Source organism: Mycobacterium kubicae (assembly GCF_015689175.1).
Lineage (GTDB): Bacteria > Actinomycetota > Actinomycetes > Mycobacteriales > Mycobacteriaceae > Mycobacterium > Mycobacterium kubicae.
On sequence record NZ_CP065047.1, the window covers coordinates 4,446,508 to 4,471,087 of the forward strand.

The 24,580-nt window shown below is 66.8% G+C and carries 24 protein-coding genes and 1 pseudogene; 12 read left to right on the top strand and 13 right to left on the bottom strand.

Features of this window, described 5'->3' with window-relative positions:
• Positions 1 to 44: 44 nt before the first annotated feature.
• On the bottom strand, positions 45 to 1,112 hold the full coding sequence (locus I2456_RS20745) for an alpha/beta hydrolase (protein ID WP_085074017.1): 1,068 nt from the start codon (positions 1,110 to 1,112) through the stop codon (positions 45 to 47).
• A gap of 243 nt (positions 1,113 to 1,355) precedes the next feature.
• On the opposite strand from I2456_RS20745, the gene I2456_RS20750 reads away from it, so the two are divergent.
• Positions 1,356 to 2,315, top strand: coding sequence for an SGNH/GDSL hydrolase family protein (locus I2456_RS20750; RefSeq protein WP_139823135.1), 960 nt, complete (start codon positions 1,356 to 1,358; stop codon positions 2,313 to 2,315).
• An 86-nt stretch (positions 2,316 to 2,401) separates the two neighbouring features.
• The gene (locus I2456_RS20755; RefSeq protein ID WP_068021832.1) at positions 2,402 to 3,619 is read left to right on the top strand and encodes an acetyl-CoA C-acetyltransferase; all 1,218 of its coding nucleotides are present in this window, start codon (positions 2,402 to 2,404) and stop codon (positions 3,617 to 3,619) included.
• Between the two features lie 158 nt (positions 3,620 to 3,777).
• On the opposite strand, the gene I2456_RS20760 is transcribed toward I2456_RS20755, so the two are convergent.
• Entirely contained in the window at positions 3,778 to 4,608 is an 831-nt protein-coding gene (locus tag I2456_RS20760) for a Bax inhibitor-1/YccA family protein (RefSeq protein WP_085073983.1), read from the bottom strand.
• Between the two features lie 251 nt (positions 4,609 to 4,859).
• Here I2456_RS20760 and I2456_RS20765 point away from each other — a divergent pair, with 251 nt between their 5' ends.
• The 3 genes from I2456_RS20765 to I2456_RS20775 are packed head-to-tail and all read left to right on the top strand — an operon-like array spanning position 4,860 to position 8,445.
• The gene (locus I2456_RS20765; protein ID WP_085074018.1) at positions 4,860 to 5,897 is read left to right on the top strand and encodes an enoyl-CoA hydratase/isomerase family protein; all 1,038 of its coding nucleotides are present in this window, start codon (positions 4,860 to 4,862) and stop codon (positions 5,895 to 5,897) included.
• 11 nt (positions 5,898 to 5,908) lie between these two features.
• Positions 5,909 to 6,682: an enoyl-CoA hydratase gene (locus I2456_RS20770; protein WP_085073984.1), complete on the top strand. Its 774-nt coding sequence runs from the start codon at positions 5,909 to 5,911 to the stop codon at positions 6,680 to 6,682.
• Entirely contained in the window at positions 6,679 to 8,445 is a 1,767-nt protein-coding gene (locus I2456_RS20775; protein ID WP_085073985.1) for an alpha/beta hydrolase, read from the top strand. Before I2456_RS20770 ends, I2456_RS20775 begins: the two co-directional genes overlap by 4 nt.
• Here the strand turns inward: I2456_RS20775 and I2456_RS20780 are convergent.
• Positions 8,425 to 8,829 carry a rhodanese-like domain-containing protein gene (locus tag I2456_RS20780; protein WP_085073986.1) on the bottom strand — a complete coding sequence of 135 codons (405 nt, stop codon included), beginning with the start codon at positions 8,827 to 8,829 and terminating at the stop codon, positions 8,425 to 8,427. The two genes, I2456_RS20775 and I2456_RS20780, sit on opposite strands and share 21 nt — an antisense overlap.
• Complete coding sequence (locus I2456_RS20785) at positions 8,829 to 9,419, bottom strand: cysteine dioxygenase (RefSeq protein ID WP_371869972.1); 591 nt, start codon at positions 9,417 to 9,419, stop codon at positions 8,829 to 8,831. Before I2456_RS20785 ends, I2456_RS20780 begins: the two co-directional genes overlap by 1 nt.
• A gap of 123 nt (positions 9,420 to 9,542) precedes the next feature.
• Between I2456_RS20785 and I2456_RS20790 the strand changes: the two genes are divergently transcribed.
• Both I2456_RS20790 and I2456_RS20795 read left to right on the top strand, forming a co-directional pair.
• Positions 9,543 to 9,977: a lipoprotein LpqV gene (locus tag I2456_RS20790; protein WP_139823136.1), complete on the top strand. Its 435-nt coding sequence runs from the start codon at positions 9,543 to 9,545 to the stop codon at positions 9,975 to 9,977.
• A gap of 81 nt (positions 9,978 to 10,058) precedes the next feature.
• On the top strand, positions 10,059 to 11,135 hold the full coding sequence (locus I2456_RS20795; protein WP_085074020.1) for a patatin-like phospholipase family protein: 1,077 nt from the start codon (positions 10,059 to 10,061) through the stop codon (positions 11,133 to 11,135).
• Between the two features lies 1 nt (position 11,136).
• Here the strand turns inward: I2456_RS20795 and I2456_RS20800 are convergent, their stop codons facing one another.
• From I2456_RS20800 to I2456_RS20815, 4 genes are all read right to left on the bottom strand, one after another.
• Positions 11,137 to 12,003 (bottom strand): patatin-like phospholipase family protein, encoded by an 867-nt coding sequence (locus tag I2456_RS20800; protein ID WP_085073988.1) that lies wholly within the window; start codon positions 12,001 to 12,003, stop codon positions 11,137 to 11,139.
• Positions 12,004 to 12,027: 24 nt separating this feature from the next.
• Positions 12,028 to 12,897: a class II glutamine amidotransferase gene (locus I2456_RS20805; protein WP_085073989.1), complete on the bottom strand. Its 870-nt coding sequence runs from the start codon at positions 12,895 to 12,897 to the stop codon at positions 12,028 to 12,030.
• Positions 12,898 to 12,913: 16 nt separating this feature from the next.
• Positions 12,914 to 14,545 (bottom strand): long-chain fatty acid--CoA ligase, encoded by a 1,632-nt coding sequence (locus I2456_RS20810; protein ID WP_085073990.1) that lies wholly within the window; start codon positions 14,543 to 14,545, stop codon positions 12,914 to 12,916.
• A gap of 130 nt (positions 14,546 to 14,675) precedes the next feature.
• A complete protein-coding gene (locus I2456_RS20815) occupies positions 14,676 to 15,797 on the bottom strand; it encodes a YncE family protein (RefSeq protein WP_085073991.1) in 1,122 nt (373 codons plus the stop codon).
• A gap of 412 nt (positions 15,798 to 16,209) precedes the next feature.
• Here I2456_RS20815 and I2456_RS20820 point away from each other — a divergent pair, with 412 nt between their 5' ends.
• The gene (locus I2456_RS20820) at positions 16,210 to 16,677 is read left to right on the top strand and encodes a nuclear transport factor 2 family protein (RefSeq protein WP_085073992.1); all 468 of its coding nucleotides are present in this window, start codon (positions 16,210 to 16,212) and stop codon (positions 16,675 to 16,677) included.
• Here the strand turns inward: I2456_RS20820 and I2456_RS20825 are convergent.
• From I2456_RS20825 to I2456_RS20835, 3 genes and pseudogenes are all read right to left on the bottom strand, one after another.
• Positions 16,678 to 17,441: pseudogene (locus I2456_RS20825) on the bottom strand (DUF427 domain-containing protein). It abuts the gene before it with no gap.
• Between the two features lie 7 nt (positions 17,442 to 17,448).
• Positions 17,449 to 17,721 carry a DUF6295 family protein gene (locus tag I2456_RS20830; protein ID WP_068021871.1) on the bottom strand — a complete coding sequence of 91 codons (273 nt, stop codon included), beginning with the start codon at positions 17,719 to 17,721 and terminating at the stop codon, positions 17,449 to 17,451.
• A gap of 13 nt (positions 17,722 to 17,734) precedes the next feature.
• Positions 17,735 to 18,490 carry a dienelactone hydrolase family protein gene (locus tag I2456_RS20835; RefSeq protein ID WP_085073993.1) on the bottom strand — a complete coding sequence of 252 codons (756 nt, stop codon included), beginning with the start codon at positions 18,488 to 18,490 and terminating at the stop codon, positions 17,735 to 17,737.
• A 116-nt stretch (positions 18,491 to 18,606) separates the two neighbouring features.
• On the opposite strand from I2456_RS20835, the gene I2456_RS20840 reads away from it, so the two are divergent.
• Entirely contained in the window at positions 18,607 to 19,131 is a 525-nt protein-coding gene (locus I2456_RS20840; protein WP_241007776.1) for a nitroreductase family deazaflavin-dependent oxidoreductase, read from the top strand.
• Here I2456_RS20840 and I2456_RS20845 read toward each other — a convergent pair.
• Positions 19,128 to 20,717, bottom strand: a complete 1,590-nt coding sequence (locus tag I2456_RS20845) for an esterase-like activity of phytase family protein (protein ID WP_139823127.1) — start codon at positions 20,715 to 20,717, stop codon at positions 19,128 to 19,130. The two genes, I2456_RS20840 and I2456_RS20845, sit on opposite strands and share 4 nt — an antisense overlap.
• Before the next feature lie 71 nt (positions 20,718 to 20,788).
• Positions 20,789 to 21,571 (bottom strand): hypothetical protein, encoded by a 783-nt coding sequence (locus tag I2456_RS20850; protein ID WP_085073995.1) that lies wholly within the window; start codon positions 21,569 to 21,571, stop codon positions 20,789 to 20,791.
• A gap of 542 nt (positions 21,572 to 22,113) precedes the next feature.
• On the opposite strand from I2456_RS20850, the gene I2456_RS20855 reads away from it, so the two are divergent.
• The 3 genes from I2456_RS20855 (at position 22,114) to I2456_RS29210 (ending at position 24,468) form a co-directional block, all read left to right on the top strand.
• Entirely contained in the window at positions 22,114 to 23,544 is a 1,431-nt protein-coding gene (locus tag I2456_RS20855; protein WP_085073996.1) for an FAD-dependent monooxygenase, read from the top strand.
• Positions 23,545 to 23,699: 155 nt separating this feature from the next.
• Positions 23,700 to 24,197, top strand: a complete 498-nt coding sequence (locus tag I2456_RS20860) for a hypothetical protein (protein WP_085073997.1) — start codon at positions 23,700 to 23,702, stop codon at positions 24,195 to 24,197.
• A gap of 31 nt (positions 24,198 to 24,228) precedes the next feature.
• On the top strand, positions 24,229 to 24,468 hold the full coding sequence (locus I2456_RS29210) for an SHOCT domain-containing protein (protein ID WP_085073998.1): 240 nt from the start codon (positions 24,229 to 24,231) through the stop codon (positions 24,466 to 24,468).
• Positions 24,469 to 24,580 lie beyond the last annotated feature (112 nt).

A 24,580-nucleotide genomic window follows, 5' to 3' on the forward strand; every position in this document is an offset into this window, starting at 1 on the left:
TCATCGTCTCAGGCGCTACCAAGCCGCGCACACCCCGCTCAGGACTAACCGGTGGCCTCGCGGATGTACTCACCGATCTGACGCAGCGAACGGATGGCCTCGGGCAGCATCGGCGCGGCGACCTGGAAGTCGTGCACCTGTCCGGGCCAGACGCGCACCTCGGCCGGTACCCCGGCTGCGGCCAGTCGGCGAGCGGCCAACTGCGCGTCGTGCAACAGGACCTCCGAACCCGACACGTGGATCAGCGTCCGCGGCAGCCCCGGCCGGATGTGCTCCAACGGCTCGTAAATCTTTTCCGGTTCGCCGTTCACCTTATTTTTTGCGGCGGCGCTAGCAACCAACTCACCCAGAGCGTCGAACGCCCGGGCAGAAAACATCGCGTCGCTTTTTATGTTGGGATGGGCTTGCTTGTCTTCCTTTGCCAGTTGCAGCAAGGGCGAGATTGCCACCAATGCGGCCGGCTCTTCACCTTGGTCCTGTAACCGCTGCGCCAGCGCCAATGCGAGATATCCGCCGGCGGAGTCACCCGCCAACACAATTTGCTCTGGGTCATAACCCAGCTCCCGCAGCCAGCGGTAGCCGTCGTGGCAGTCGTCCAAAGCCATGCCGATCGAATGCTTGGGCATCAACCGGTAGTTGACTACCAATACCGGCGCGTCAGCAAACTTCGAGAGCAACTCGACCAGTCGACCGTGCGAGTTTGCTCCACAGGTCAGGAACGCACCGCCGTGCAGGTAGAGAACCACTCGCCGGGTGCCGTCCGCGGGCAGTACACCAGCCGCGCGCACCAACTGCGCCGCTGCGTGCGGCAGCTTGACGGTGGCTCGCACGCCGGTGGTGGCGGGCAGCAGGACTTTGGCGGCGTGATCGATCAGACCCCACGGATAGGGCAGGTGCGGGACGTAGCTGCCGACCGAAAGAACCGGTCGTATGGTGAATCGCGAAGCCAGCGTAGCTAACCGCGCAGCAACGCTGGGCCCAGACTCGACGACCTCGACTGGGGCGCCGTCACTGATGGCGAATCTGCGTGACTCAAGTCTACGAGCCTTGAGCGCATCGCGCGGACGAATGGCAACTCTGGGCGAGCCGGATACCTTACTGGGTGCAGTCATGCTCAACACTTCCTACGCCTTTGTAGTCCGATACAGCATGTGACGAAGTGGCTGAGCGTTCAGTTCACCCGTCACACCGAAGTGTTCAGCCGCCTCGCGAACTTAGCTTGACAGTCCTATTGCGTTTCAACGTTCGCAGAATCCGTTTCGATACCACATTTGATCCACACCGTAACTCCTTTGTTTCTCAGCTACCCACGAAATGGGAACAACCGTCCTAAACTGTTTTCTGTGAGCATGCGCGTGCCACGGCGTTCGACGATCGCCCTGGCCACCGCGGGTGCGCTCGCCTCGACGGGGACGGCCTATCTGGGCGCACGCAACCTGCTGGTGGGTCAGGCGACGCACACGCGCACCGTCATCCCGAAGGCCTGGGATGTTCCGCCCCGCGCCGACGGCGTGTACTGCCCCGGCGGCGGCCCAGTTCAGCGGTGGCTGCGGGGACTGCCGTTCGACTTGCACCTGATGGTCTTCGGCGACTCGACGGCCACCGGATACGGATGCATGAGTGCCGAGGAAGTGCCCGGGGTGTTGCTCGCCCGCGCGCTCGCCGAGCAAGCCGGCATCCGGGTCCGGCTGAGCACCAAAGCCATCGTGGGTGCCACATCCAAAGGCGTTGTCGGGCAAGTCGATGCGATGTTCGTGGCCGGGCCGCCGCCGGACGCGGCGGTGATCATGATCGGCGCCAACGACATCACCGCGCTCAACGGTATCGGCCCCTCGGCGCAGCGGCTGGGCTCGGTGGTGCGCAGGCTGCGCACGCACGGCGCGGTGGTCGTGGTCGGCACCTGCCCAGATCTGGGCGTGATCCCGGTGATTCCCCAGCCGCTGCGGTCGCTCGCGCACACCCGGGGCGCACAGCTGGCCCGGGCCCAGACGGCCGCCGTCCGGGCCGCCGGCGGGGTACCGGTACCGCTGGGACATCTGCTGGCGCCCAAGTTCCGGGCCATGCCCGAGGTGATGTTCTCCGCCGACCAGTACCACCCCTCGGCTGCGGCCTACGCTTTGGCGGCCGAGGAGCTGCTGCCCGCGCTGCGCGACGCGCTGCGTGAGAAGCTCGGAATCTCTATGCAGGAGAACATCATTCGGCCTAGCGCGGCTGCGCTCGACGGCGGGCACACTTGGCGCATTGCGGTTCCGCGGCTGTGGCGGCGCCCCGCGCACCCGATGCCCGCACCCGTCGCGGCACCAGCGGTTGGGTGAAGACTAGATTTATCAGCGTCTAGTCCAAGCCGGGCCCCGGTGATCCAGTTCTGAGGCGAGCCCGCATCGCAACCTAGGAGCCCCTCATGCCCGAAGCCGTCATCGTCTCGACTGCCCGCTCACCGATCGGCCGCGCCATGAAGGGGTCGCTGGTCAACATGCGCCCGGACGACCTGGCCACCCAGATGGTGCGCGCCGCCCTGGACAAGGTGCCCGCGCTGAACCCGCATCAGATCGACGACCTCATTCTGGGCTGCGGCCAACCGGGTGGTGAGTCCGGTTTCAACCTGGCCCGCGTGGTCGCCGTCGAACTCGGTTACGACTTCCTGCCCGGCACCACCGTCAACCGGTACTGCTCGTCGTCGCTGCAGACCACGCGCATGGCGTTCCACGCGATCAAGGCCGGCGAAGGCGACGCGTTCATCTCCGCGGGGGTGGAAACGGTGTCGCGGTTCGGTAAGGGCACCGCCGACTCCTGGCCGGACACCAAGAACCAGCTGTTCGACGAGGCGCAGGAACGCTCGACCTCCGCGTCGGCCGGCGCCGACGAATGGCACGACCCGCGCGCCGACGGCAACCTCCCCGACGTGTACATCGCGATGGGCCAGACCGCCGAGAACGTCGCCCTGCTGACCGGCATCAGCCGCGAAGACCAGGACCACTGGGGCGTGCGCAGCCAGAACCGGGCCGAAGAGGCGATCAAGAACGGCTTCTTCGAGCGCGAGATCACCCCGGTCACGCTGCCCGACGGCAACACCGTCAGCACCGACGACGGCCCGCGCGCGGGCACCACTTACGAGAAGATCGCCGACCTCAAGCCGGTGTTCCGGCCCAACGGGACGGTCACCGCGGGCAACGCCTGTCCGCTCAACGACGGTGCCGCCGCGGTGGTCATCACCAGCGACACCAAGGCCAAGGAGCTGGGCCTGACCCCGCTGGCGCGCATCGTGTCCACCGGGGTCAGCGGCTTGTCGCCGGAGATCATGGGGTTGGGCCCGATCGAGGCGTCCAAGAAGGCGCTGGAACGAGCCGGCATGTCGGTCGGTGACATCGACCTGTTCGAGATCAACGAGGCGTTCGCGGTGCAGGTGCTGGGCTCGGCGCGCGAGCTGGGCATTGACGAGGACAAGCTGAACGTGTCCGGCGGCGCGATTGCGCTGGGCCACCCGTTCGGGATGACCGGTGCCCGCATCCTGACCACGCTGCTGAACAACCTGCAGACCCACGACAAGACGTTCGGTCTGGAGACCATGTGTGTCGGCGGCGGCCAGGGCATGGCGATGATCATCGAGCGGCTCAGCTAACCGGGGCGCTCAGTGTGCGTCCTGGGCGCTCAGTGAGCGCCCAGGACGGCGACCCGCCGAGCAGGGCCGCCGCCAGCGCACACTCGACGCACGGGCAGCAGGCATAGAGAAAGCCGGCACGCTGATCAGCGTGCCGGCTTTGCCCGTTAGGAGTCGCGCTAGTCGTTCTGTAGGTAGCTGAGCAGCCGCAGGATCTCGAGGTAGAGCCAGACCAGGGTCACGGTCAGGCCCAGCGCGATACCCCAAGCGGCCTTCTCCGGCGCGCCCGCGCGGATCATCTGGTCGGCCGCGTCGAAGTCGATCAGGAAGCTGAACGCGGCGATGCCGATGCAGACCAGCGAGAAGATGATGCCCAGCGGGCCGGGGCTGCGCAGGCCGAGGCCTTCACCGCCGCCGACGTGGAACATGGCAAGCACGAAGTTGCCGAGCATCAGCACCAGCACGCCGAACATGGCCGCCACCAGCATGCGGGTGAACCGCGGGGTGACCCGGATGGCTCCGGTCTTGTAGACGACGAGCATGCCGAAGAAGACGCCCAGCGTGCCCAGGACGGCCTCGCCGATCAGGGCGCCGGCATTGGCCGAGCCGACCGTGAAGTTGGCCAGGACGAAGGACACCGCGCCGAGGAACAGGCCTTCCAGGCCGGCGTAGCTCAGCACGATCACCGGGTTGTCCTGCTTGCGACCGAACGTGGCGATCAGCACCAGAACCAGCCCGCCCAGCGCGCCGACCAGGGTCAGCGGCATGGCCAGGCCGATGTTTTGGGCGACCAGGAAGTACGACACGATCGCGGTCGCCGTCAACGCGGCCAGCGTCACGCCGGTCTTGGTGACCACGTCGTCGATGGTCAGAGGCCGCGAGGCCTTGGCCTCCTGATAGGGCGCATAGGGGTTGTAGCCCTGCATCTGGGCCGGTCCCGCGCCGAATTGGGCATATCCGCCCTGCTGCTTAGGCAGTGACCGAAATACCGGGTTGCTTGTCTCCCGCACCGTCGGATCCTCTCTGGGGAATGTGGTTCGAGGTGTGCGAACTAATTACTTAACGATCAGCCGCCCGCCTATGGTTCCCAGCCGAGCTGGTGTCTTCGGGCTTCTCAGGAGTCTTATACCGTCGTCTGGATCACGATAAACCTTAGCCCCGCGGGCACCGCTGAGCGAGTAACGATCTAGATTGCAGGTCAAACTCATGACCCGGCTTGACGACGGATTCCGGCGAGGGGAGCTAGCGCGTGACTGAAGCGGTGACTGGGGAATCCGACGAGGTCCTGACCCGCGTCGACGGAGACGTCGGCTACGTGACGCTCAACCGCCCCAAGGCGATCAACTCGCTGAACCAGACCATGGTCGACACGTTGAGCACCGTGCTGATCCGGTGGGAGCGCGACGACGCCGTACGCGCGGTGGTGCTCTCCGGCGCTGGGGAACGCGGACTGTGCGCGGGCGGAGACGTGGTGGCGGTCTACCACAGCGCGCGCAAAGACGGGGTCGAGGCGCGTCGGTTCTGGCGGGACGAGTATCTGCTCAACGGGCTCATCGGCCGGTTCACCAAGCCGTATGTGGCGTTGATGGACGGCATCGTGATGGGCGGCGGAGTGGGTGTCAGCGCGCACGCGAACACCCGAGTGGTCACCGACACCTCCAAGATCGCCATGCCCGAGGTCGGCATCGGGTTCATCCCCGATGTGGGTGGCGTCTACCTGCTGTCGCGGGCGCCGGGCAAGCTCGGCCTGCACGCCGCGCTGACCGGTGCCCCGTTCTCCGGCGCCGACGCGATCGCGCTGGGATTCGCCGACCACTACGTGCCGCACAGCGACCTCGATGCCTTCGCCGCGGCGATCGCTTCCGACGGCGTGGAAGGCGCGTTGGCTCACCACGCCGTCGAACCGCCGCCCAGTGAGCTTGCGACGCAACGGGAATGGATCGACGAGTGTTACTCGGGTGAGACCGTGATCGACGTCGTCGCCGCGCTGCGCGGACACGACTCGCAAGAGGCCAACGACGCGGCGAACCTGATTGCCACCCGCTCCCCCATCGCCGTGTCGGTGACGTTCGAGGCGCTACGACGCGCAGCCGACTTGCAAACGCTGGAAGACGTTCTGGTGCAGGACTACCGGGTGTCGTCGGCGTCACTGCGCTCCCACGACCTGGTCGAGGGCATCCGCGCGCAGCTCATCGACAAAGACCGCAAACCCAAGTGGAAACCGGCGGCGCTCACCCAGGTCACCGTGGCCGACGTCGCGGAGTACTTCGCGCCGGTCGACGACGACCTGACGTTCTAGGAAGGTAGGCCATGAGCTACGAGACCATTCTGGTCGAGCGCGACGAGCGGGTCGGCATCATCACCTTGAACCGGCCCAAGGCACTGAACGCGCTCAACAGTCAGGTGATGGTCGAAGTAACAAGCGCGGCAACGGAATTGGACGAGGACGCGGGCATCGGCGCGATCGTGCTGACCGGATCGGAGAAGGCGTTCGCCGCCGGAGCCGACATCAAGGAGATGTCCGCGCTGACGTTCGCCGACGCGTACGGCGCCGACTTCTTCGCCACCTGGGGCAAGCTGGCCGCGGTGCGCACCCCGACCATCGCCGCGGTGGCCGGGTACGCGCTGGGCGGCGGCTGCGAGGTGGCCATGATGTGCGACCTGATCATCGCCGCCGACACCGCGAAGTTCGGGCAGCCCGAGATCAAACTGGGCGTGCTGCCGGGCATGGGCGGCTCGCAGCGCCTGACGCGGGCGATCGGCAAGGCCAAGGCCATGGACCTGATCCTGACCGGGCGCACCATCGATGCCGCCGAGGCCGAACGAAGCGGTCTGGTCTCCCGCGTGGTGCCGGCCGAGGACCTGCTCAGCGAGGCAAAAGCCGTCGCCACCACCATTTCGCAGATGTCGCGTTCGGCGGCCCGGATGGCCAAAGAAGCCGTCAATCGGGCTTTCGAATCGACCCTGGCCGAAGGCCTGCTCTACGAACGACGGCTGTTCCAATCGACATTCGCGACCGACGACCAATCCGAAGGGATGGCGGCGTTCGTCGAGAAACGCCCGCCCAACTTCACCCACCGATGAGCGATTCCGCTTCGGCGACCGCCCTGCAGACCGACCGCGGATCCGCTGCGGCGGCACCGGAAGGCACCGCCGGCTTGTCGATCGAACAGCGGCGGGCGCGCAGCCCCTGGTGGGTGCGTCACTACACCTTCTTCGGCACCGCGACCGCGCTGGTCTTCGTGTGGCTGTCGCTGACCCCGTCGCTGCTGCCGCGCGGCCCGCTGTACCAGGGACTGGTCAGCGGCTGCTCCGGCGCCATCGGCTACGGCCTGGGTGTGTTCAGCGTGTGGCTGGTGCGCTACATGCGCTCGCAGAATTGCAGTCCCCCGCCGCCGCGCTGGGTATGGGTGCCGCTGATCGTGGTCGGCGTCATCGGCCAGGTGCTGATGGCGATCTGGTTCCACCTCTGGCAAGACCAGGTGCGCGACCTGATGGGCGTCGAGCACCTGCACTGGTACGACTACCCGTTGGCCGCCATCGTGTCGTTCCTCATCCTGTTCACGCTGGTGGAAATCGGCCAGGCCATTCGGTGGCTGTTCGGATTCCTGGTGCGCCAGGTGGACCGAGTCGCGCCCTTTCGCGTCTCCGCGGCGATCGTCTTCATCCTGCTGGTGACGCTGACGATCACGCTGCTCAACGGGGTGGTGCTCAAGTTCGCGATGCACTCGATGAACAGCACCTTCGCGTCGGTCAACGAAGAGATGGATCCCGACAGCGCACCACCCAAAACCCCGCTGCGCTCCGGTGGCCCGCAGTCGCTGGTGTCCTGGGAGTCACTGGGGCATCAGGGCCGCATCTTCGTCGAAAGCGGCCCCAGCGTCGCTCAACTCACCAAGTTCAACGGAAGCCCGGCCACCCAACCCATCCGCGCCTACGCCGGCCTGGACTCGGCGACCAGCATCACCGCCACCGCCGAACTGGCCGCGCGCGAACTTCAGCGCACCGGCGGGCTCAACCGTGCGGTCGTGGCGGTGGCGACGACCACCGGCACCGGCTGGATCAACGAGGCCGAAGCCTCGGCACTGGAGTACATGTACAACGGCGACACCGCGATCGTGAGCATGCAGTACTCGTTCCTGCCGAGCTGGTTGTCGTTTCTGGTGGACAAGGAGAACGCGCGGCACGCCGGTCAGGCCCTCTTCGAAGCGGTCGACGCGCTGATCCGCCAGATGCCGGAGTTCAAGCGGCCCAAGCTGGTGGTGTTCGGGGAAAGCTTGGGCTCCTTCGGCGGTGAGGCGCCGTTCATGAGCCTGAACAATGTCCTAGCCCGCACCGACGGCGCGTTGTTCAGCGGGCCGACGTTCAACAACACCATCTGGACCGACCTGACCTCCACCCGCGATGCCGGTTCACCGCAGTGGCTGCCGATCTATCAGGACGGCCGCAACGTCCGGTTCGCCGCGCGCCCTGAGGATTTGGACCGGGGCGGCCCAGCATGGAGCGCGCCGCGGGTGGTGTATCTGCAACACGCCTCGGACCCGATCGCCTGGTGGACCCCGGACCTGTTGTTCAGCGAACCGGATTGGCTGCGCGAGAAGCGGGGTTATGACGTTCTGCCGCAGACACATTGGATCCCGGTGGTGACGTTCCTACAGGTTTCGGCCGACATGGCCGTGGCCGTGGACGTGCCCGCCGGACACGGGCACCACTACGTCGCGGATGTGGCCGACGGCTGGGCCGCGGTGTTGTCCCCGCAGGGGTGGACACACGAAAAGACCGAGCGGTTGCGGCCGCTGCTGCATTCCGACGAGAAGCCGCTCGGCTCACCGGGTGACAGCGGCTGAGCTGAGGCTCAGTTCAGCCAGCACGCCGGTGGCGACCAGCGCGTGATAGCCGCCGATCACGTCGGTGGCGCGGTGTAGGCCCAGATCGAGCAACGCGGCCGCCGCGAGGCTGGAGGTGTAGCCCTCCGAACACAGGATCACCCACTCGACGTCGTCCCCGACGGCCTGTGGCAGGCGGGCGTCACTGGTCGGGTCGCAGCGCCACTCCAAGACGTTGCGTTCGATGACCAGGGCGCCGGGCACCTCTCCCTCGCGGGCGCGCTGGGCTTGCGGCCGGATGTCGACCAACAGCGCGCCGCGGCGCAGCGCTTCGGGCAGGTCTGCGGCGGGCAGGCGGCGATAGCGGCTGCGGGCGGCGTCGAGCACCCGGTCAATGCGGCTCATCACGGCCCTTCGGGTTGGTTGGTCAGTTCGGTGCGCTGTCGGCGCAACGTGGCGCGCGCGGTGACCTCGTAGTACGACATCGCGGTCAGCGGCGGGGAATAGGCGTGCACGCTCAGCGTCGGCTCCACCACCGGCGCGGCCGCCGTGGCCGGTTCCTCGATCGGCCGGGGGGCCCACACCACGTCGTGCACCCACCCGAGCGGGAACCCGGCCTGGTCGCCGGCGTCGAGCCTGCGGCGCCGCAACCGCCTACCGTCCCAACGGTATTCGTTGAGCGACCCGGACAACACGGTCAGCGCGCCGATCGAGCCGCCATGGTCGTGCAACTCGGTGGAGTGGCCCGGCACCCAGCTGATCAGCCAGATGTCCAGCTCGTCGTCACCGTGGATGCGGGTGAACCAGCGCTGCGTCTCGGGGACACCGCCCGGGGGCAACAGGTGGTCGCACCGCCCGCTGAGCACGTCGTCGGCGGCCTGGTCGGTGGCGTGCAGCAGATCGGGCACGCGCAGGCGAGTGGGTCCGGAGGAGGGACTGCTCAGTGGGCTCAGTGGGCGCAGCGCGACCGATCGTGGCGCCACGGAGATGGGCATGGCCATGGAAGAACTCCAAGGTGTGGAAACGGATGGGGCAAGCGGCGGCGCGTCAGGGCCGACAACACTCGCAAAATCCGAAGCGCTCCATCACGCTCGCCAGTCTTGCATAGATTGGGAGGGGTGCGCCGGTGTCGTCGTCGCCCCGTGTGGTGGGGCTTGTTGTTGGTCGTTGCTTGTTTGTCCGCGTGCGGTCACGGCGGCGGAGGCGGCAAGCCGAACTCCTCGTCGGCGTCGCCGAGCCGATCGGCAGGAGCGGCGGGTTCGCTGCCGCCCGGTGCGATCGGCGTCTCCCCCACCGGTGTGACGACGAAAGTGGACGTTCCCGCCGACTCGACCGAAGAAGAGTATTTCCAGGCCTGCCATGCCGCCAAGGTGTGGATGGACGGCCAGCCGGGCTCCGGCCAAGGGGTGATCGAGCCCTACCTGGGGATGGTGCAGGCGTCCCCGTCCGGCGTTGCCGGCACCTGGAACGTCCGGTGGTCGGATTTGAGCCCGGCCCGGCAGTCCGCGGTCATTGTGGCGGCGTCGGCGGCGGCCAACGGCGAATGCGGGTAGGGCGCCAGCAATTGCGATCAGGGCTGCACAAAAGTGTCGACCAGTGCGGTGGGCGGTGCTGCGGGCAAGCACAATGAGGAGATGTCGGTAGCGGTACCCCTGCGCCCGCGAGGGGCGTCGGGGACTCGGGTGGCACTGGCGCTCGGCAGCGGCGGGGCCCGCGGGTACGCCCACATCGGCGTCATCCAAACGCTGCAGGAGCGCGGCTACGACATCGTCGGGATCGCCGGGTCGTCGATGGGAGCGCTGGTCGGCGGGGTGCAAGCCGCCGGTCGGCTCGTGGAGCTCGCCGAGTGGGCGACGTCGCTGACGCAGCGGACCATCTTGCGGCTGCTGGATCCCTCGTTGACGGCGGCGGGAGTGTTGCGGGCCGAGAAGATTCTGGACGCCGTGCGCGACATTCTGGGGCCGGTCACCATCGAGGAATTGCCGATCCCATACACGGCAGTGGCCACCGACCTGCTGGCCGGTAAATCGGTGTGGTTTCAGCGCGGTCCCCTCGACGTGGCGATCCGCGCGTCCATCGCCATACCCGGCGTCATCGCGCCCACCGAGGTGGACGGACGGCTGCTGGCCGACGGCGGCATTCTGGATCCGCTACCGATGGCACCGATCGCGGCGGCCAACGCCGACCTGACCATCGCGGTGAGCCTGAACGGCAGCGAAGCCGGGGCCACCCGCGACGCGGAAGCCGGTGTGACCGCCGAGTGGCTCAGCCGCATGATGCGCAGCACCACAGCGTTGTTCGACACCAACGCCGCCAAGGCACTGCTGGACCGGCCGACGGCACGGGCGTTGCTGAGCCGGTTCGGCGCGACCGTGCCGGAGGACGAGTCAGAGGACGATTCGGCAGACATCGAGGACTCCCAGGACGCGGTCGTCTCCGAGGAGGAGGCTCCCGAACTGCCCAAGCTGGGCAGCTTCGACGTCATGAATCGCACGATCGACATCGCCCAGTCGGCGCTGGCGCGCCACACGCTGGCGACCTATCCGCCCGACCTGCTGATCGAGGTGCCGCGCACCACTTGCCGCAGCCTGGAATTCCACCGGGCCGTGGAGGTCATCGAAGCAGGCCGTGAACTGGCCGCCCGGGCGTTGGACGCGTTCGAGAGCGGCGCGCCCGACGAGCCCGGCCAGACGGCGATCGAAGGCGCCTGACTCAGACGCCCAAAAACGTTGCCAGGGCGGCTGCTTCGCGCCGGCCTTGCGCGCGGCCCGCCGTTGCCGAACCGATGCGGCAGCGGGGGTCCAGGGGGTTGGAGCCGAATGCGGCCAACGAGTCCTCGTCGGCGAAGACGGCGAAGGTGGCGCCGCCGAACGCGGCGATCTCGCCTGCGGGCCCGGGGCCGAACGGCGATGGCGCATCGGCTGCGCCGGGCACCAGCAGCACCGCCTGGTCGCAGTCGTCGGCAACACCGAGGTTGACCGAGCTGTTGACACCGCCGTCCATGTAGCGGCGGTGGGCGATGGTCACCGGCGGCCAGGCCCCGGGGACCGCGCAGCTGGCCGCGACCGCATCGACCAGAGGAACACCCGAATCCCGGTCGAACACAACGAATTCCCCGGTGGCGGTGTCGATCGCGGTGATGCGCAGGACCCGCTGCGGCCAGTCGTGCGACGGCAGGCGCTGGGCGATCACGTCGCGGCGCAGGGCCTCGGAAACTGTCTCGGTCGCCAGTGCCACCGCCCCGATGCGTTGCAGTTGCGTGGCCTTGTCCCGCGTCTCACCCGGCGCGGTGTGCAACGCCGTCAGGAACAGGTCGGTGATGGCGTCTATGTCGACCCCGGGGTCGATTTCGGCCGACGTCTCGGCCAGTTGCCGGTCGAAAAGCTCGCCGAGCGAACAGCCGCTGCTGATCTGCGCCGCCACCGCCGAACCGGCCGACGTTCCCACCAGCACCTCGGATTCCAGCAGCAACCTCGCCGCCGCTGGTGATTCGTCGGCGATGCCGCGCAGAACCCCTGTCTCCCAGGCTATTCCGGCGATTCCGCCGCCGGCCAGCACAAGCGCACGTCTGGTTGCCACGGTCTCTTACTCTGCCAGCCGGTGTCAGGCGGTCGCCGCCGGGTGCTGCGCCTCGTGCACCGGAGTGCTCAGATCGGCTCGGCGGAGCTGATGGCGCGGCGGGTCAGGCAGTACCAGGTCGCGGGTGAGGTGCAGCTGGGCGTCGACGTGGACGAGCTCACCGGGCTCGAGCAACGTCCAGCGCGGGTCGTCGTTCATCGGTTCGGTAGCGAACACGACCGAGGGCCGCGCGCACAGGTGCTGTGACTGCGCACGAATCCGCTTGGTGCGCAGATGAAACTCGGGTGCCGTTTGCTCGCGTTGATCCAGGAGGTAGAGCTTGTTGGCCTCGGGATAGCGCAGCGCCCACATGTCGGTGGCCGTGCTGAGCAGGATGTTGACCGCGTACACCGCAACGTTGTCGGCGAGCCATTTGGCCGCATCGACGAAGCCGGCGGTCTGGTCACCGTCACGTGCCCGGATCGAACCGGTGATCAAAGCGAAGACCCGCTCGGAATCGGTTTGGCCCAACACCAGATCATCGGTGCCGAGCTCACGCAACCGGGCATCGAGCACGTCCAGTCCCTCGACGACACCGTTGTGCGCGAAGATCCGGGCGTCCTGCAGGAATGGGTGGGTGTTGTGGACGTCGAGGGCACCCGTCGTCGCGTAACGCACATGGGCGATGAACGTGGTGCCGGTGAGCTGGTGGGCCTCGGTGGCGAAGTCCGCGTCGCGCCAGGCCGCTATCGGTTCCTTGTGCAGCTGGGGTTTGCCGTGTTCGTCGAACACCCCCAGTCCCGTGCCGTCGGGGTTGCGCCGGCTTTGTTGGGCCAGGCTGTCGGGAGCGTCAAGCAGCCAGAAGGTCGCGGTGATGACGTCGGCGCCGGCGTGCAGGCCAAAGAGTCGACACATGGGCTCGACGTTAGCTCTAGTCGCGGACCTCGATCACTTCGTACACGTCGTCGGCGTAGCGGGCGCGGATCGTCTTCTTGTCGTACTTGCCGACGCTGGTGCGCGGGATCTCGTCGGTGAACGCCCACCGTTCCGGTAGCCACCAGCGAACCACCTTGTCCGACAGAAACTTCCGCAGGTCGCTGGCACTGATCGACGCGTTCTCGGCGAGCACGACGACGGCCAGTGGGCGCTCCTGCCAGCGTTCGTCGGGCACCCCTACGACTGCGGCTTCGACCACGTCCGGATGCGCGATGAGGCTGTTCTCCAACTCCACCGACGAGATCCATTCGCCGCCGGATTTGATGACGTCTTTGGCGCGGTCGGTCAGCGTGACGAAGCCGTGTTCGTCGATGCGTCCGACATCGCCGGTGCGCAACCATCCGGCGTCGAATTTGGATTCGTCATGCCCGCGGTAGTACGAGGCGGCGATCCATGGGCCGCGGACCTCCACCTCGCCGACCGCCTCGCCGTCGTTGGGCAGCACCTGACCCTGGTCGTCGACGATGCGCATCTCCACGCCGCACACCGGTTGGCCCTGGGTGCCGCGGAAGGCCCAGTGTTTGTCTTCCGGGCTGCCCAGCGGCGGCCAGGCCATGGTCGCCAACGGCGATGTCTCGGTCATGCCCCACAGCTGTCGGATCTGAACGCCGTGGTTGTCTTCGAAGGCGCGCATCAAGGACACCGGCACGGCCGATCCACCGCAGGCGACCAGGCGCAGTGAGGACATGTCGTGGTCGGGGTCCTTGTCCAGGTGGTGCAGGACGTCGTTCCAGATGGTGGGCACCGCACCGGCCACCGTCGGGCGCAGGGATTCCACCATGTCGATCAGCGACCGGGCGTCCAGGTGGCGGTCGGGCAGTACCAGATCCGCTCCCGCCATCAGCGCCGCGTACGGCAGGCCCCAGGCGTTGGCGTGGAACATCGGCACGATGGGCAGCACCCGATCGCTGGCACCGATGCCGATGCCGTTGGTGGTGCAAGCCGCCATCGTGTGCAGGAAGCTCGAACGGTGGCTGTAGACAACCCCTTTGGGGTTGCCGGTGGTGCCGCTGGTGTAACACATGGCGGCCGCGGACTTCTCGTCGATCACCGGCCAGTCGAATTCGGTCGGCTCACCGTCGAGCACCTCGGCGTAGCGCAGCACGGTCTTACCCGATTCCTCCAGCGCCGCGGTGTCGCCCTCCCCCACCGCGATCACGGTATGGACGGTGTCCAGCTTGCCCAGCACCGGCGCAAGCAGTTGCGCCAGCGAAACATCGACGAGCAGAACGCGGTCCTCGGCCTCGCCGGCGACATAGGCGATCTGTTCGGGAAACAACCGGATGTTGAGGGTGTGCAGCACCGCACCCATCGACGGCGCGGCGAGGTAGGCCGTCAGGTGCTCGGCGTTGTTCCACATGAAGGTGGCTACGCGCTCGTCACCGGTTATCCCCAGACGCCGCAACCCATTTGCCAGCTGAGCGGCCTGTGCGCCGATCTCGCGGTAGGTGCTGTGCCGGTAACCGTCACCGGTGGCCGTGGTGACCGTGCGAGCCCCGTGCACACCACAGCCATGCCGCATGATCGCCGCCACCGTCAACGGGTAGTCCTGCATCGTGCTGTACATCGACGTACCGCCTTTGTGGGTTCACCGCGCAGCACCACCTCACCCTGGGAGTGGGGCGAATGCTTTCGCCGCGCCAAGTCGTGGGAACCCGGACCGAACCGGGCCCACGCCAGTCTATGTCCGCTTCTTCTCAGGCGAAGGCGGGCTGGTGTTGCACCAGCTCAGGCGAGAAGAGGTCGGCCGATCTGCCGGCCGGTAGCGCCGGCTGGGCAGCGCCAGCGATGTCGGCCACCGGCGCGATGGTGACGGTTCCGGTGTAGTCGGCGACGTACAAGTACCGGCCGTCCGGGCTTTCCGCCACGCAGGACGGCTGCGCGGCCACCGTAACGGCGCCGATGATGTCCTGGGTCAGGGTGGACAGCATGGTCAGGCTGTCGTCGGTGATCAGGTAGGCACGGGTCCCGTCCTGGCTGAGGCTCAGGCCGGTGAGCACCCCCCCGATCTCGGAGTATTTGCAGGTGTTGAGGACCTTGTTGGTGCGGGTGTCGACGACGTCGAGGACTGCGCCGAAGTCGGGTCCGCAGCTGGCCACATAGGCGGTCCCGCCGTTGGGGCTGATCGCAATGTCGCGCACCAGCAGACCGATGTCGATGGTGGCGAGCACGCGCAAGGCCGGGGGCGCCTGGCGCCGCCGGCGCCAACGCGAATGCCCGTCTGCGACGCCGGTGTTGATGACGATGATCCGCCCACCGAAGGGCCCGTTGGCACCGACATAGAGGCGCGCACCGTCGGGGCTGACGCGCACGCACTCCGCGGTGACGTCGGGCGCCGAGGCCAGGTCGAGGCTCTGGACGGCGCCGGTCATGGTGTTCACGACGGCGACATCCGCGCCGCGAGCACCATTGCGCGTGACGTAGACGTGGTTGCCGTCGGGACTCACGGCAAAGTCGCGGACGTTGAGCGCCAGCGGATGCGTCTTGGTGACGGTGTTGGTCATCAGGTCGACGACCTGAATGGAGTCGTATGCCGGCGACGCGCAACTCACGAAGGCGCGGTCGGCCGCTGCGGCCGCCAGCGCGAGCGCCCGCGGTTCGGTGACCGCCCCGACGGTGTCGACCACGCGGCCGGTGTCGGAGTCGATGATCGAGATGGTGTCGTCGCGGTAGTTGGTGACGAGCACTCGGCGGCCATCGGCACTGAGCGCAATACCGCTGATCGGACCGCGGCCCACCGAGATCTGCACGGCGATCGGCAGGTCGGGTGCGTCGTCGAAGCCCACGACCTGGACATTGTGGCCGTTCACATCGCTCATGTTGGCACCGCCTCTGCTGTTTATCGGGACCGGATTTCGGTCGAATTAGCGTCTTGGACGCGCGTTTAGGCGAGTTTAGTGGCCGAATTCGGCAGCAAATGACGCCAATTTTCTGGTTGTTGCGTAGGTCACTTGCGCCCCTTAACCAATGCTCAGGTCAGAACTTTGAAGTCCCCGTCTCAACCTCGCCGCGGCAACAGCAGCAGGTGCGCTGAGCAGCGCATTCCTCGTTCGTCCGGATTCTTCGGCGGGCCGGCCGAGGCAGAATTAAAATAAGAGTCTCTTATAAAGTTCTGCCGAAAGAGAAGATTGTCACATTCGACCTGGAAGGCGTGTCGGCGGCTGCGCCGCACCGGCAACGATGACATATTCACCAAGCCCGCCAGGGGAATCCCCCACCGGAAGGACCCACATGGACGACCCGCGCCCGCCGTTCCCCCCGTATGACCTGCAGACCGCCCTGCAGAAGGTGCAGGCGGCCGAAGACGCGTGGAACACCAGGGACCCGCACAAGGTCAGCCTCGCCTACACCAGCGACAGCGTGTGGCGCAATCGTGACACCTTCGTCACCGGTCGCGAGCGGATCGTCGAATTCCTCACTGCCAAATGGGAACGAGAACTCGACTATGCGCTGCGCAAGAGCTTGTGGGACTTCCATGGCAACCGCATCGCCGTGCGGTTCCAATACGAGTGCCACGACGCCACCGGCCAGTGCTGGCGCAGTTACGGCAACGAGTTGTGGGAGTTCGACGACAACGGATTGATGCGGCGGCGGGAGGCCAGCATCAACGACGTCCGCATCGACGAATCCGAGCGCCGGTATTTCGGCCCGCGTCCCGACACCGAGCGCGGCCCGGACCACGACATCCCGCTGCGCTGATCAGCTGAACTGGGTGTGCGGCCGCGGCAGCGCGGCGCCGTCGACCATGATGTCCAGCTTCTCGTTGTAGAAGGCCACCAGCCCGGCGATGGGGGCGACCGCGGGCAGCGGGTAGTGGTAGCTCCAGGCCAGGTCCGCATGCAGCGTCGTTCCTGCCCGCACTGACCAGTAGCTCGACGTCACACCTTTGTACGGGCACAGCGTTTGCGTCGAGCTCGCTTCCAGGTGTTCGAAGGCGACGTCCGCTGGATCGATGTAATACCTTGTCGGAAGACCGGTTTCGAACAGCAGAACCGGCGAATGGGTGTCGGCGAGCACGACACCATCGAGTTCCACTCGCACGTGCCGATGCGAGCGCAGCGCGTCGACCCGCGAGTACGGGTTGCGGGGATGACCGTAGATCTGTTCGTCTTCTTCGAACCACCGCAACGGGTTCCAGTCGAATCGCACCGTTGCGGCCAGGGGGCTGTCACTGTCGGCGTCGAAAACCCTTGCCGCCGATGGGTGTGTCTGTCGGGGGCCGACCAGGGAATACAGCCGGGACGGGCCGAACTGCACTCGCTGGAAGTGGTTCTCGTCGTGCAGGAATTCCGTGCGTACATCGGCCAGCGGTACGTAATAGGCTGGATAGTAAGGGATTTCCCATACATATCGGGCCCCGGTGGTGTCGAATACCAGGTCGTGTCCAGGTAACCACGCACCCGGCGGGGCGCGGGCTCGATGCGGCCGCGAGTGGCGGCGGCCTGCGGGTAGTCCGTTGTCATGGTCGGACTACTGGTTCTTCGAGGCCAGACCGGCGGGCGCGTGTGAGATCGCTTTGCGGATCGCGTCGGCCAGCGCCAGGGCGCTCTCCTCGGTCAATTCCAGCGCGACGCGCGCGGACGGGCCCAGCTCGGGGTTGATGACGTCGATGTTGACGGTGTGGGTGTACGGGGCGTGGACCGCATGGTCGACGTACACGGTCGCGCGGTTGGCGTCGAACCATCCGGTGGCGCCTTTGCCGCTGCCGTCGATCGAGAGGTGTTCGGACAGATGAGTGCACATGGGTTGGGAGTTCCTAGCCTTTCAGATGGGTCGCGAAGAATTCGTCGATGCGGCGCCAGCCGTCCACCGCCGCCTCGGGGCGGTACGCCGGACGGTCGACGGAGAAGAAGGCATGGCCGGCGCCCTCGTAAGACTTGAATTCGTGCGCCTTACCCAGCCTGGTCAATTCCTCGGCCAAGGTGGCCACCGCGGGCGGCGCGGGGAACGGGTCGTCGACACCGAAGAGCCCGAGCAGCGGGCAGCTCAAATCGGGCGCCAGATGCAGGATCGGTTTGATGGCGCGGGGCACTCGTTCGGGTGGGTCCTCGACGACGAAGCCGCCGTAGCAGTCCACCGCGGCATCGAATGGCAACGAGCAGGCGGCCAGGAAGGCGTGTCGCCCGCCCGAACAGTGCCCGATGACGCCGAATTTCCCAGTTGCGCCGGGCAACGATCGCAGGTGTTCCACCGCGCCGGCGACGTCGCCGACCAGTCGTTCGTCGGGTACTCCACCGGCCGCCCGCGCCGCGGCCGCCGCGTCGTCGGGATCAGCGCCCGGGGCCTCCCGGGAGTAGAGGTTGGGGGCCAGCACGTGATAGCCGCTGTCGGCCAGGCGCCGGACGAATTCCTTTGTCTCCCGGTCATATCCGGGCATGTGGTGGATCCAGACGATCCCGCCGCGAGACCCCTCCGCCAGCGGGATGGCTCGGTAGGCCTCGATCTCGTCGCTGCCATGGCCGGTGATGGTGATGGTTTCTGCGCGAATGGCGTCTGGGCTGATTGCGGTCATCGCGATGCTCCTCGTTTCGCGGGCGCCCGAGGGCTGGTTCGGGCCGACCCATCGGGAACCAAAGTATCCGAAACAGGGTGCTGTGGTGGGCCAGCAAACCGAGTAGCCTTCGACCCGTGGCGCTTCGACGGGACAGCCCTATCCGCGGTCGCAAACTACGGCTGGATGAAGCGCTCCTCGAGCGTGGCCTGATGACCCCGGTCGGGTATCAATTCCTGCTGCACCTTGCGCCGCGCATCGACAAAGCAGTGATCCCTCGGACCAGGGGGCGGCTGAGCTGCGCCGGTCTCGACAAAGTCGGCCTAGTTACCTCGACCGGGGCCAAATCGGGCCAGCCGCGCAGTCAACCGCTGGCATTGATCGAGGTGCCCGAGGGCCTGCTGGCGATCGGATCCAACTATGGGCGGCCTCAACATCCGGCGTGGAGCGCCAACCTGCTTGCCCACCCCGACTGCACCGTGGAGTTCAAGGGTCCGCCGCAGCGGTACCGGGCCGAGCTGCTCACCGGCCAGCGGCGCGCCGCCGCGTGGGACACCGCCGTCGACTACTACGCCGGCTATGAGCGCTACCGCGCCAGCTGCGCGCCCCGGGAGATCAGGGTCTTTCTGCTGCGCCCCACCTCGGCGAAACCGCGTGCCTAGCCGACTTTGATCGGGATGGTCGCCGATTCCGTCTTGGCCGGCAGCTTGGTGGTGTCGATGACCAGGAACTCGCCATTGTCCTGGCTGCCGTTGGGCAGCACTTTGGGCTTGAGGGAAAACGGCGGGGTGTCCGATGCCAGTCCCGCGAGCCCGAAATCGCTGTCGTTGGCGAGGATTAACGTGTCACCGCCGTCGGGGGTGATCATGCCTTCGATCTTGTCGTGCCCGAAGAAGTCACCGTCGCCCGACAGCGAACGCAGCAGAGCGCCGACGTCCAATTTGAGCGTCTTGGCGGCCGCGGTGACCCCGATGATCTTCAGTTTGACGACGGCGTCGGCATCGGTGCTGCCGCCGACCAATGTTTCGATCGGGGCGCCGTTGATGAGCAGCCCGCCGCCTTCGGCCTGGTAGGACGCGTTCGGCACGGTCGCGCGGGGACCGATGTCGGTGGCCGAGCTGACGTCGGCGAGGTAGACCTTCTTGTTGCCGCCCGGTGCAAACTTGTTGTCGCGCTCGTCGACCAGAAACGTGGTGGCGTTCAACGCGGTGATGTCCGATACCGACACGTTGGATTCCTGCGGATTGGCCAGCGGATACAGGTATTCGTGCACGTTGTCCCGGTTGACCAGGCTGACGGTCACGATGCGCACGACGGGGACGTTCGTCGCCGGGCCATTGAGTCCCGGGGTTTGCAGCGCCGACTGCATGATGCCCACCAGCGTGGTGCCATCCGGGGTGACCGTCAGCCCCTCCAGACCGCGGTTGGGGATGCGCAGCGACAGCTCGCGCGGCAGCGTCCCGTCGAACGGCGAAAGTCGTTCCAGCTCTTGACCGTTGGCGTCGAAGTGAATGATGTAGGGACCGTATTCGTCGGCGACCCAGAAGGTGCCGTCGGGCCTGGCGACCAGGCCTTCGGGGTCTACGCCGTAGTCCGAGGACGGCAGCGGCGCCCCGGTGAGGTCGACGAGCGCCTCGCCGGTGGTGCCGCGCCCTTCGACCAGCCCCACCAACGGTGAACCGTCGGGGCCGTGCAGCGTGATGGTCCGTTCCACCGTCGCGACGCCGTCGGAGAGCTTGAGTTTGGCGATCTGCGGATGAAAGTCCGGTACCGGCAACACCTTTTCGTTGGGGGTGCGCCCGTCGACGTTGGGTCCCCGATCGGTCAAGCCGTAGATCTCGTCGCTGCTGCCGGGCACCGCGGCGATCCCCGAACCGTGCGCGGCGGCCTTGACGGCGACGCTGCCGATGGTGGTCAGGGGCAGTTGGTTTTCGGCGTAGAGCTTGACGGCCCGGCTGAGGGTGACCGGAAGTTGATCGGTTCCGGTGAACCCGGCGTCGGGGGTGTAGACCACCGCACCGTTGGGTCCGTACGTGATGCGGCCGTGCGCAGGTTTACCGAAGGCAACCGGTGTTACACCGCCCGTCGCGGCCAGCAACTGCGCCGGCCCGACCGTCAGCGCCGCCCCGGACGCCGTCCGCAGCGCCAGGGTGCCCGAATATGCGGCCTGAGGTCCGGACGTGCTGCTCGACGAGCAGCCCGAAACCACCAGAGCCGCGACGGCCGCGACCCACCATCTGTGTGTCATACGCATCGTTTAGCAAGCGAAGTTGTCACGCTGGTGTACGGCAGCCAGCGAAAAACCCGTGCTCGCAACGTTTATCGGCGCTTATCGCGCACCTTGTACGTCGAGGGCCAGGATTTCCGCGATTCGTCGCCGGTCAGGGGAGTCCCCATCCCCCCGACTTTGACATTGTAGGCCTCCTTGCCTGGGCCGACTTCGCGGTTGGCGTGCTCCTGGGCGAGGTAGTACAGCTCGTCGATGGTGGCCTCGTCGTAGGCGACGAAGGAGGTCTCCCGTTCCAGGTCGTCGATGCCCACCAGCATCCGGTCGGGCAGGTACCGCGACGCCAGGGCAGCCAGGCCCAGCAGCGTGAACGGGATGACCCAGTAGCAGACGAACGACAGTGGGGTCTTGGTGTCCAGGATCGTGGCGTCGCCCTGAACGAGCGGCGGGATCGCCGATGACACCGTCATGCCGGCGAACGCAGCGACCCAGACCCAGGTCAAGGTCTTGGTCACGCGCTGGAAGAGCGCCGTCTTGACGATGTCGGGTGGATGCTCGGCGGCGGCGAACTCGCGCACGAATGGCTTGTCGATCAAGACGCCGACGAAGGCGACCAGGAAGATCCCCAGGTTGCTCAGCGGCTGTATCCAGCGTTCCATGAACGATTCGCTGAGCGCGAAGGTCAGCACCGTCAGCACCACAAACGTTGCGACGCCGCCGATTTCGAGCGTTCTGCCCGGCTTGCCGGTGGCGCGCCCGACCGCGAACGCCGCCAGGGAGATCAGCAGCGCAATCCCCACGGCGGTGGCGAACGGGACGTTTCCGACCAATATCCAATAGACGATCCACGGCGCGAAACCAAAGAGCATGCCCACGAGGGGTCAGTCTATGACCGGGCGGGTGGCGTTACGTCAGCGGATGTATGTGTAACGGTTGGGGGGGTTGGGCCGCCCGGTGCTGCACCGAGTGTGCGTCCAGGGCGGCTGGTCACCGGGGTACGCGCTCTGTGTGCACACTCGACGCCACCACCACACGCTCGACGCCGAGTGTGCGCTCATGGAGCGGTCGGCGGTCGGGCGTGCGTCCAGGGCGTCGAGTGTGCGGCCACGGCGGCTGATCACCGGGATACGCGCCCTACGTACACACTCGACGCCACCACCGCACCCTCGACGCCGAGTGTGCGCTCATGGAGCGGTCGGCGGTCGAGCGTGCGTCCAGGGCTTCCGGCGTGCACCCACGGCGGCCGATCACCGGAAATGCCGCCCTACGTACACACTCGACGCCACCACCGCACCTTCGATGTCGAGCGGCCGCGCCCAAAGCCGTGCGACATCTGGCGAACTTATTCATCAGACGATGATTTCCTGCTACGCTGGCAGTAATTCAGCAAGCGATGATTTATGGGAGGCGGGCTCGGATGTTTACCGCAGACGTAATCGTGGTGGGTGCCGGACCGACCGGTTTCATGCTGGCGTGCGAACTCGCGATGCGCGGTATCGACGTGCAACTGCTCGACGAGCGCAGCGGGATACCGAACATCACGCGAGCGTTCGGCGTGCATGCCCGCACGCTGGAACTGCTCGACGCACGAGGGCTGGCCGATGCGCTACTGGCCCGTGGCCTTCCGGTGGACCAGGTGGCACCTGCCCCCGGCGCGGTGCTCGATCTCCGCGAGCTCCCGACTCGCTATCGGATGGTGCTGATGGCACCGCAGAGCCTCACCGAACAGGTGTTGAGCGCTCGCGCGGCAGAACTCGGCGTCCAAATCAACTATGGCGCAAAGGTTGTCGGATTAGAGCAGGACGACGACGGCGTCGCGGTCCAATTAGCCGACGGCACCCAACGCCGCGCGCGCTACGTCGTCGGCTGCGACGGCGCACACAGCGCCGTGCGCGAACTAACCGGGATCGACTTCACCGGCAAACAGTACGAGACCCACATCTTGCTGGCCGACGTACGGCTGGCGCAGCCCCCGGCCGGCGGGCTCTCCGCGGAAAACAGCGCCGACGGCGTGGTGCTCATGGTGCCGTTCGGCGACGGCTGGTTCCGTGCGATCGCATGGGACCGGACGCGCGAACACGTGCCGCTCTCCGAGCCCGTCACCCTCGCCGAGATCAAGGGCGCGTTCCTGCGGATCGCGAAAACCGATTTCGGCATGACCGAGCTGCGATGGAGTTCGCGCTTTCTCTCCGAGCGGCGGCAGGCCAGGCGCTACCGCGTGGGACGGGTGTTCATCGCGGGGGACGCGGCACACGTGCATTCGCCGCTGGGCGCGCAGGGCATGAACACCGGCATCCAGGATGCGATGAATCTGGGCTGGAAGCTTGCGGCGGCGATCAACGGAACGGCCCCGGACTGGCTGCTCGACAGCTACCAAAGCGAGCGGCATCGCGTCGGCGCGCACGTGCTGAAGCTGACCGACGCTTTCAACCAGCTGGTGCTGGGCCGCAGCCCGTTGCGCCGGGGAATTCGGCGCGTCGCCATCACGCTGCTGCTGAAATTCGCGGTTTCCCGCCGGTTCGTGCTGGGCCGGATAAGCGGTATCGGCATCGGTTACCGGCGCCCGCGCGGCGCCCATCCGCTGACGGGTCAGCGGATGCCCGACGTGCCGTGTTCAAGTGGTCGGCTCTACGAGTTGATGCGCGGCGGCGGCTTCGTCTTGGCGACGACCGACCGACACCTCGATCCGGGCCGCGACGGCGTCACGGTGGCGGTGCATGCCGACCCAACACTTCCCCCAGCGGTGCTGGTCAGGCCGGACGGCTACGTCGCGTGGGCCGGTGCGGCGAACGACGTCTGGCCGGCGCTCGACCGCTGGTGCGGGAAGGCGCCGGTGAACCGACGCTGACGCCGGCCGACGTGCTCGAAGCGCAGCCAGCCGCCACAAATCTTAGCGGGCCGGTTCGGGCACGTGTGTGATGATCGTGAATTGGGACGAGCTGCGCCCGCGACCTGGTGGCGGGGTGCGTTCTCGTCCATGTGCGTTGTCGTTAAGGAGTGGTGATGAAATTCAAGCCCTTGACCGCCCAAGACCTGCGATTGAACGAGCAAGCTGGGGCGGTGGCCGCCAGTGTGCTCAACCTTCCGGTCGAGGCGGCCGCACGCTGCGAGCAGCAGTCGACGACATCGATCCAGATGTATCCCTCTGGCGGCGGCGAGGTGTACTCCCGACGTGTGTCGAATGGGACCGGTTTGCCGAAGCGCTTCATCCTCGCTGTGACCCGGGATCATGTTCACGCGCTGGAAGACAAGCAGCGTCGTGGTGAGCTGGTCGGTGGTGCTGTGCTGAAAAGTTGGGAGCGCAATGGCTTTCGCGCTCAACTGGGCAATGCCGGCATGGGCGCTGGGCCGCCCGGCGACCGGCAGTTACTCATGCTCTGGTTGCCCATAGACGCAGCCAGCAGCGAGATTGCGCAGCCGGGTCGCCCAGCAACGGGCCGCGGCGGGTCAGCGGGCTCCTGGCGTGCCACACAGCTTCGTCCTAGCGAAAGACGGACCTAGCCGGCGCGTCGTTGATGCACTCGGGGCGACGGTGATCGGGTCGTCACAGGATCACCCGAAAGTCACTATCGGCAACAACGCCAAGATTCGAATCGCCCCTGGCGCAAACGTGAGAATTGGCGGCCAGCGGATCCAGGACTTGGCCGCGTCGCCTGCGGCCACATCTTCTGCCGCTCAACGGTTACAGGAGCTTGAGACACTTCGCGCCGGCGGGCTGGTCACCCAGGCTGAGTACGAAAGCAAGCGTCAGCAGATCATCGCCGAACTGTAGCCGCGCCGAGCGTCTGTGCCCCCAGTCGGACTCGAACCGACACTTGACGGATTTAGTGCTCTACCTGGTGATTTGTAGTTAGCGGTCGGCGATGGCTTTGCTTGAAAAATGC

What these genes read in the sequence shown, in the direction of transcription:
- I2456_RS20745 (WP_085074017.1), bottom strand. Translation starts at nt 1,112, where the DNA reads ATGACTGCACCCAGTAAGGTATCCGGCTCGCCCAGAGTTGCCATTCGT.
- I2456_RS20755 (WP_068021832.1), top strand. Translation starts at nt 2,402, where the DNA reads ATGCCCGAAGCCGTCATCGTCTCGACTGCCCGCTCACCGATCGGCCGC.
- I2456_RS20770 (WP_085073984.1), top strand. Translation starts at nt 5,909, where the DNA reads ATGAGCTACGAGACCATTCTGGTCGAGCGCGACGAGCGGGTCGGCATC.
- I2456_RS20775 (WP_085073985.1), top strand. Translation starts at nt 6,679, where the DNA reads ATGAGCGATTCCGCTTCGGCGACCGCCCTGCAGACCGACCGCGGATCC.
- I2456_RS20780 (WP_085073986.1), bottom strand. Translation starts at nt 8,829, where the DNA reads ATGAGCCGCATTGACCGGGTGCTCGACGCCGCCCGCAGCCGCTATCGC.
- I2456_RS20785 (WP_371869972.1), bottom strand. Translation starts at nt 9,419, where the DNA reads ATGCCCATCTCCGTGGCGCCACGATCGGTCGCGCTGCGCCCACTGAGC.
- I2456_RS20795 (WP_085074020.1), top strand. Translation starts at nt 10,059, where the DNA reads ATGTCGGTAGCGGTACCCCTGCGCCCGCGAGGGGCGTCGGGGACTCGG.
- I2456_RS20805 (WP_085073989.1), bottom strand. Translation starts at nt 12,897, where the DNA reads ATGTGTCGACTCTTTGGCCTGCACGCCGGCGCCGACGTCATCACCGCG.
- I2456_RS20810 (WP_085073990.1), bottom strand. Translation starts at nt 14,545, where the DNA reads ATGTACAGCACGATGCAGGACTACCCGTTGACGGTGGCGGCGATCATG.
- I2456_RS20815 (WP_085073991.1), bottom strand. Translation starts at nt 15,797, where the DNA reads ATGAGCGATGTGAACGGCCACAATGTCCAGGTCGTGGGCTTCGACGAC.
- I2456_RS20820 (WP_085073992.1), top strand. Translation starts at nt 16,210, where the DNA reads ATGGACGACCCGCGCCCGCCGTTCCCCCCGTATGACCTGCAGACCGCC.
- I2456_RS20830 (WP_068021871.1), bottom strand. Translation starts at nt 17,721, where the DNA reads ATGTGCACTCATCTGTCCGAACACCTCTCGATCGACGGCAGCGGCAAA.
- I2456_RS20835 (WP_085073993.1), bottom strand. Translation starts at nt 18,490, where the DNA reads ATGACCGCAATCAGCCCAGACGCCATTCGCGCAGAAACCATCACCATC.
- I2456_RS20845 (WP_139823127.1), bottom strand. Translation starts at nt 20,717, where the DNA reads ATGACACACAGATGGTGGGTCGCGGCCGTCGCGGCTCTGGTGGTTTCG.
- I2456_RS20855 (WP_085073996.1), top strand. Translation starts at nt 22,114, where the DNA reads ATGTTTACCGCAGACGTAATCGTGGTGGGTGCCGGACCGACCGGTTTC.
- I2456_RS20860 (WP_085073997.1), top strand. Translation starts at nt 23,700, where the DNA reads ATGAAATTCAAGCCCTTGACCGCCCAAGACCTGCGATTGAACGAGCAA.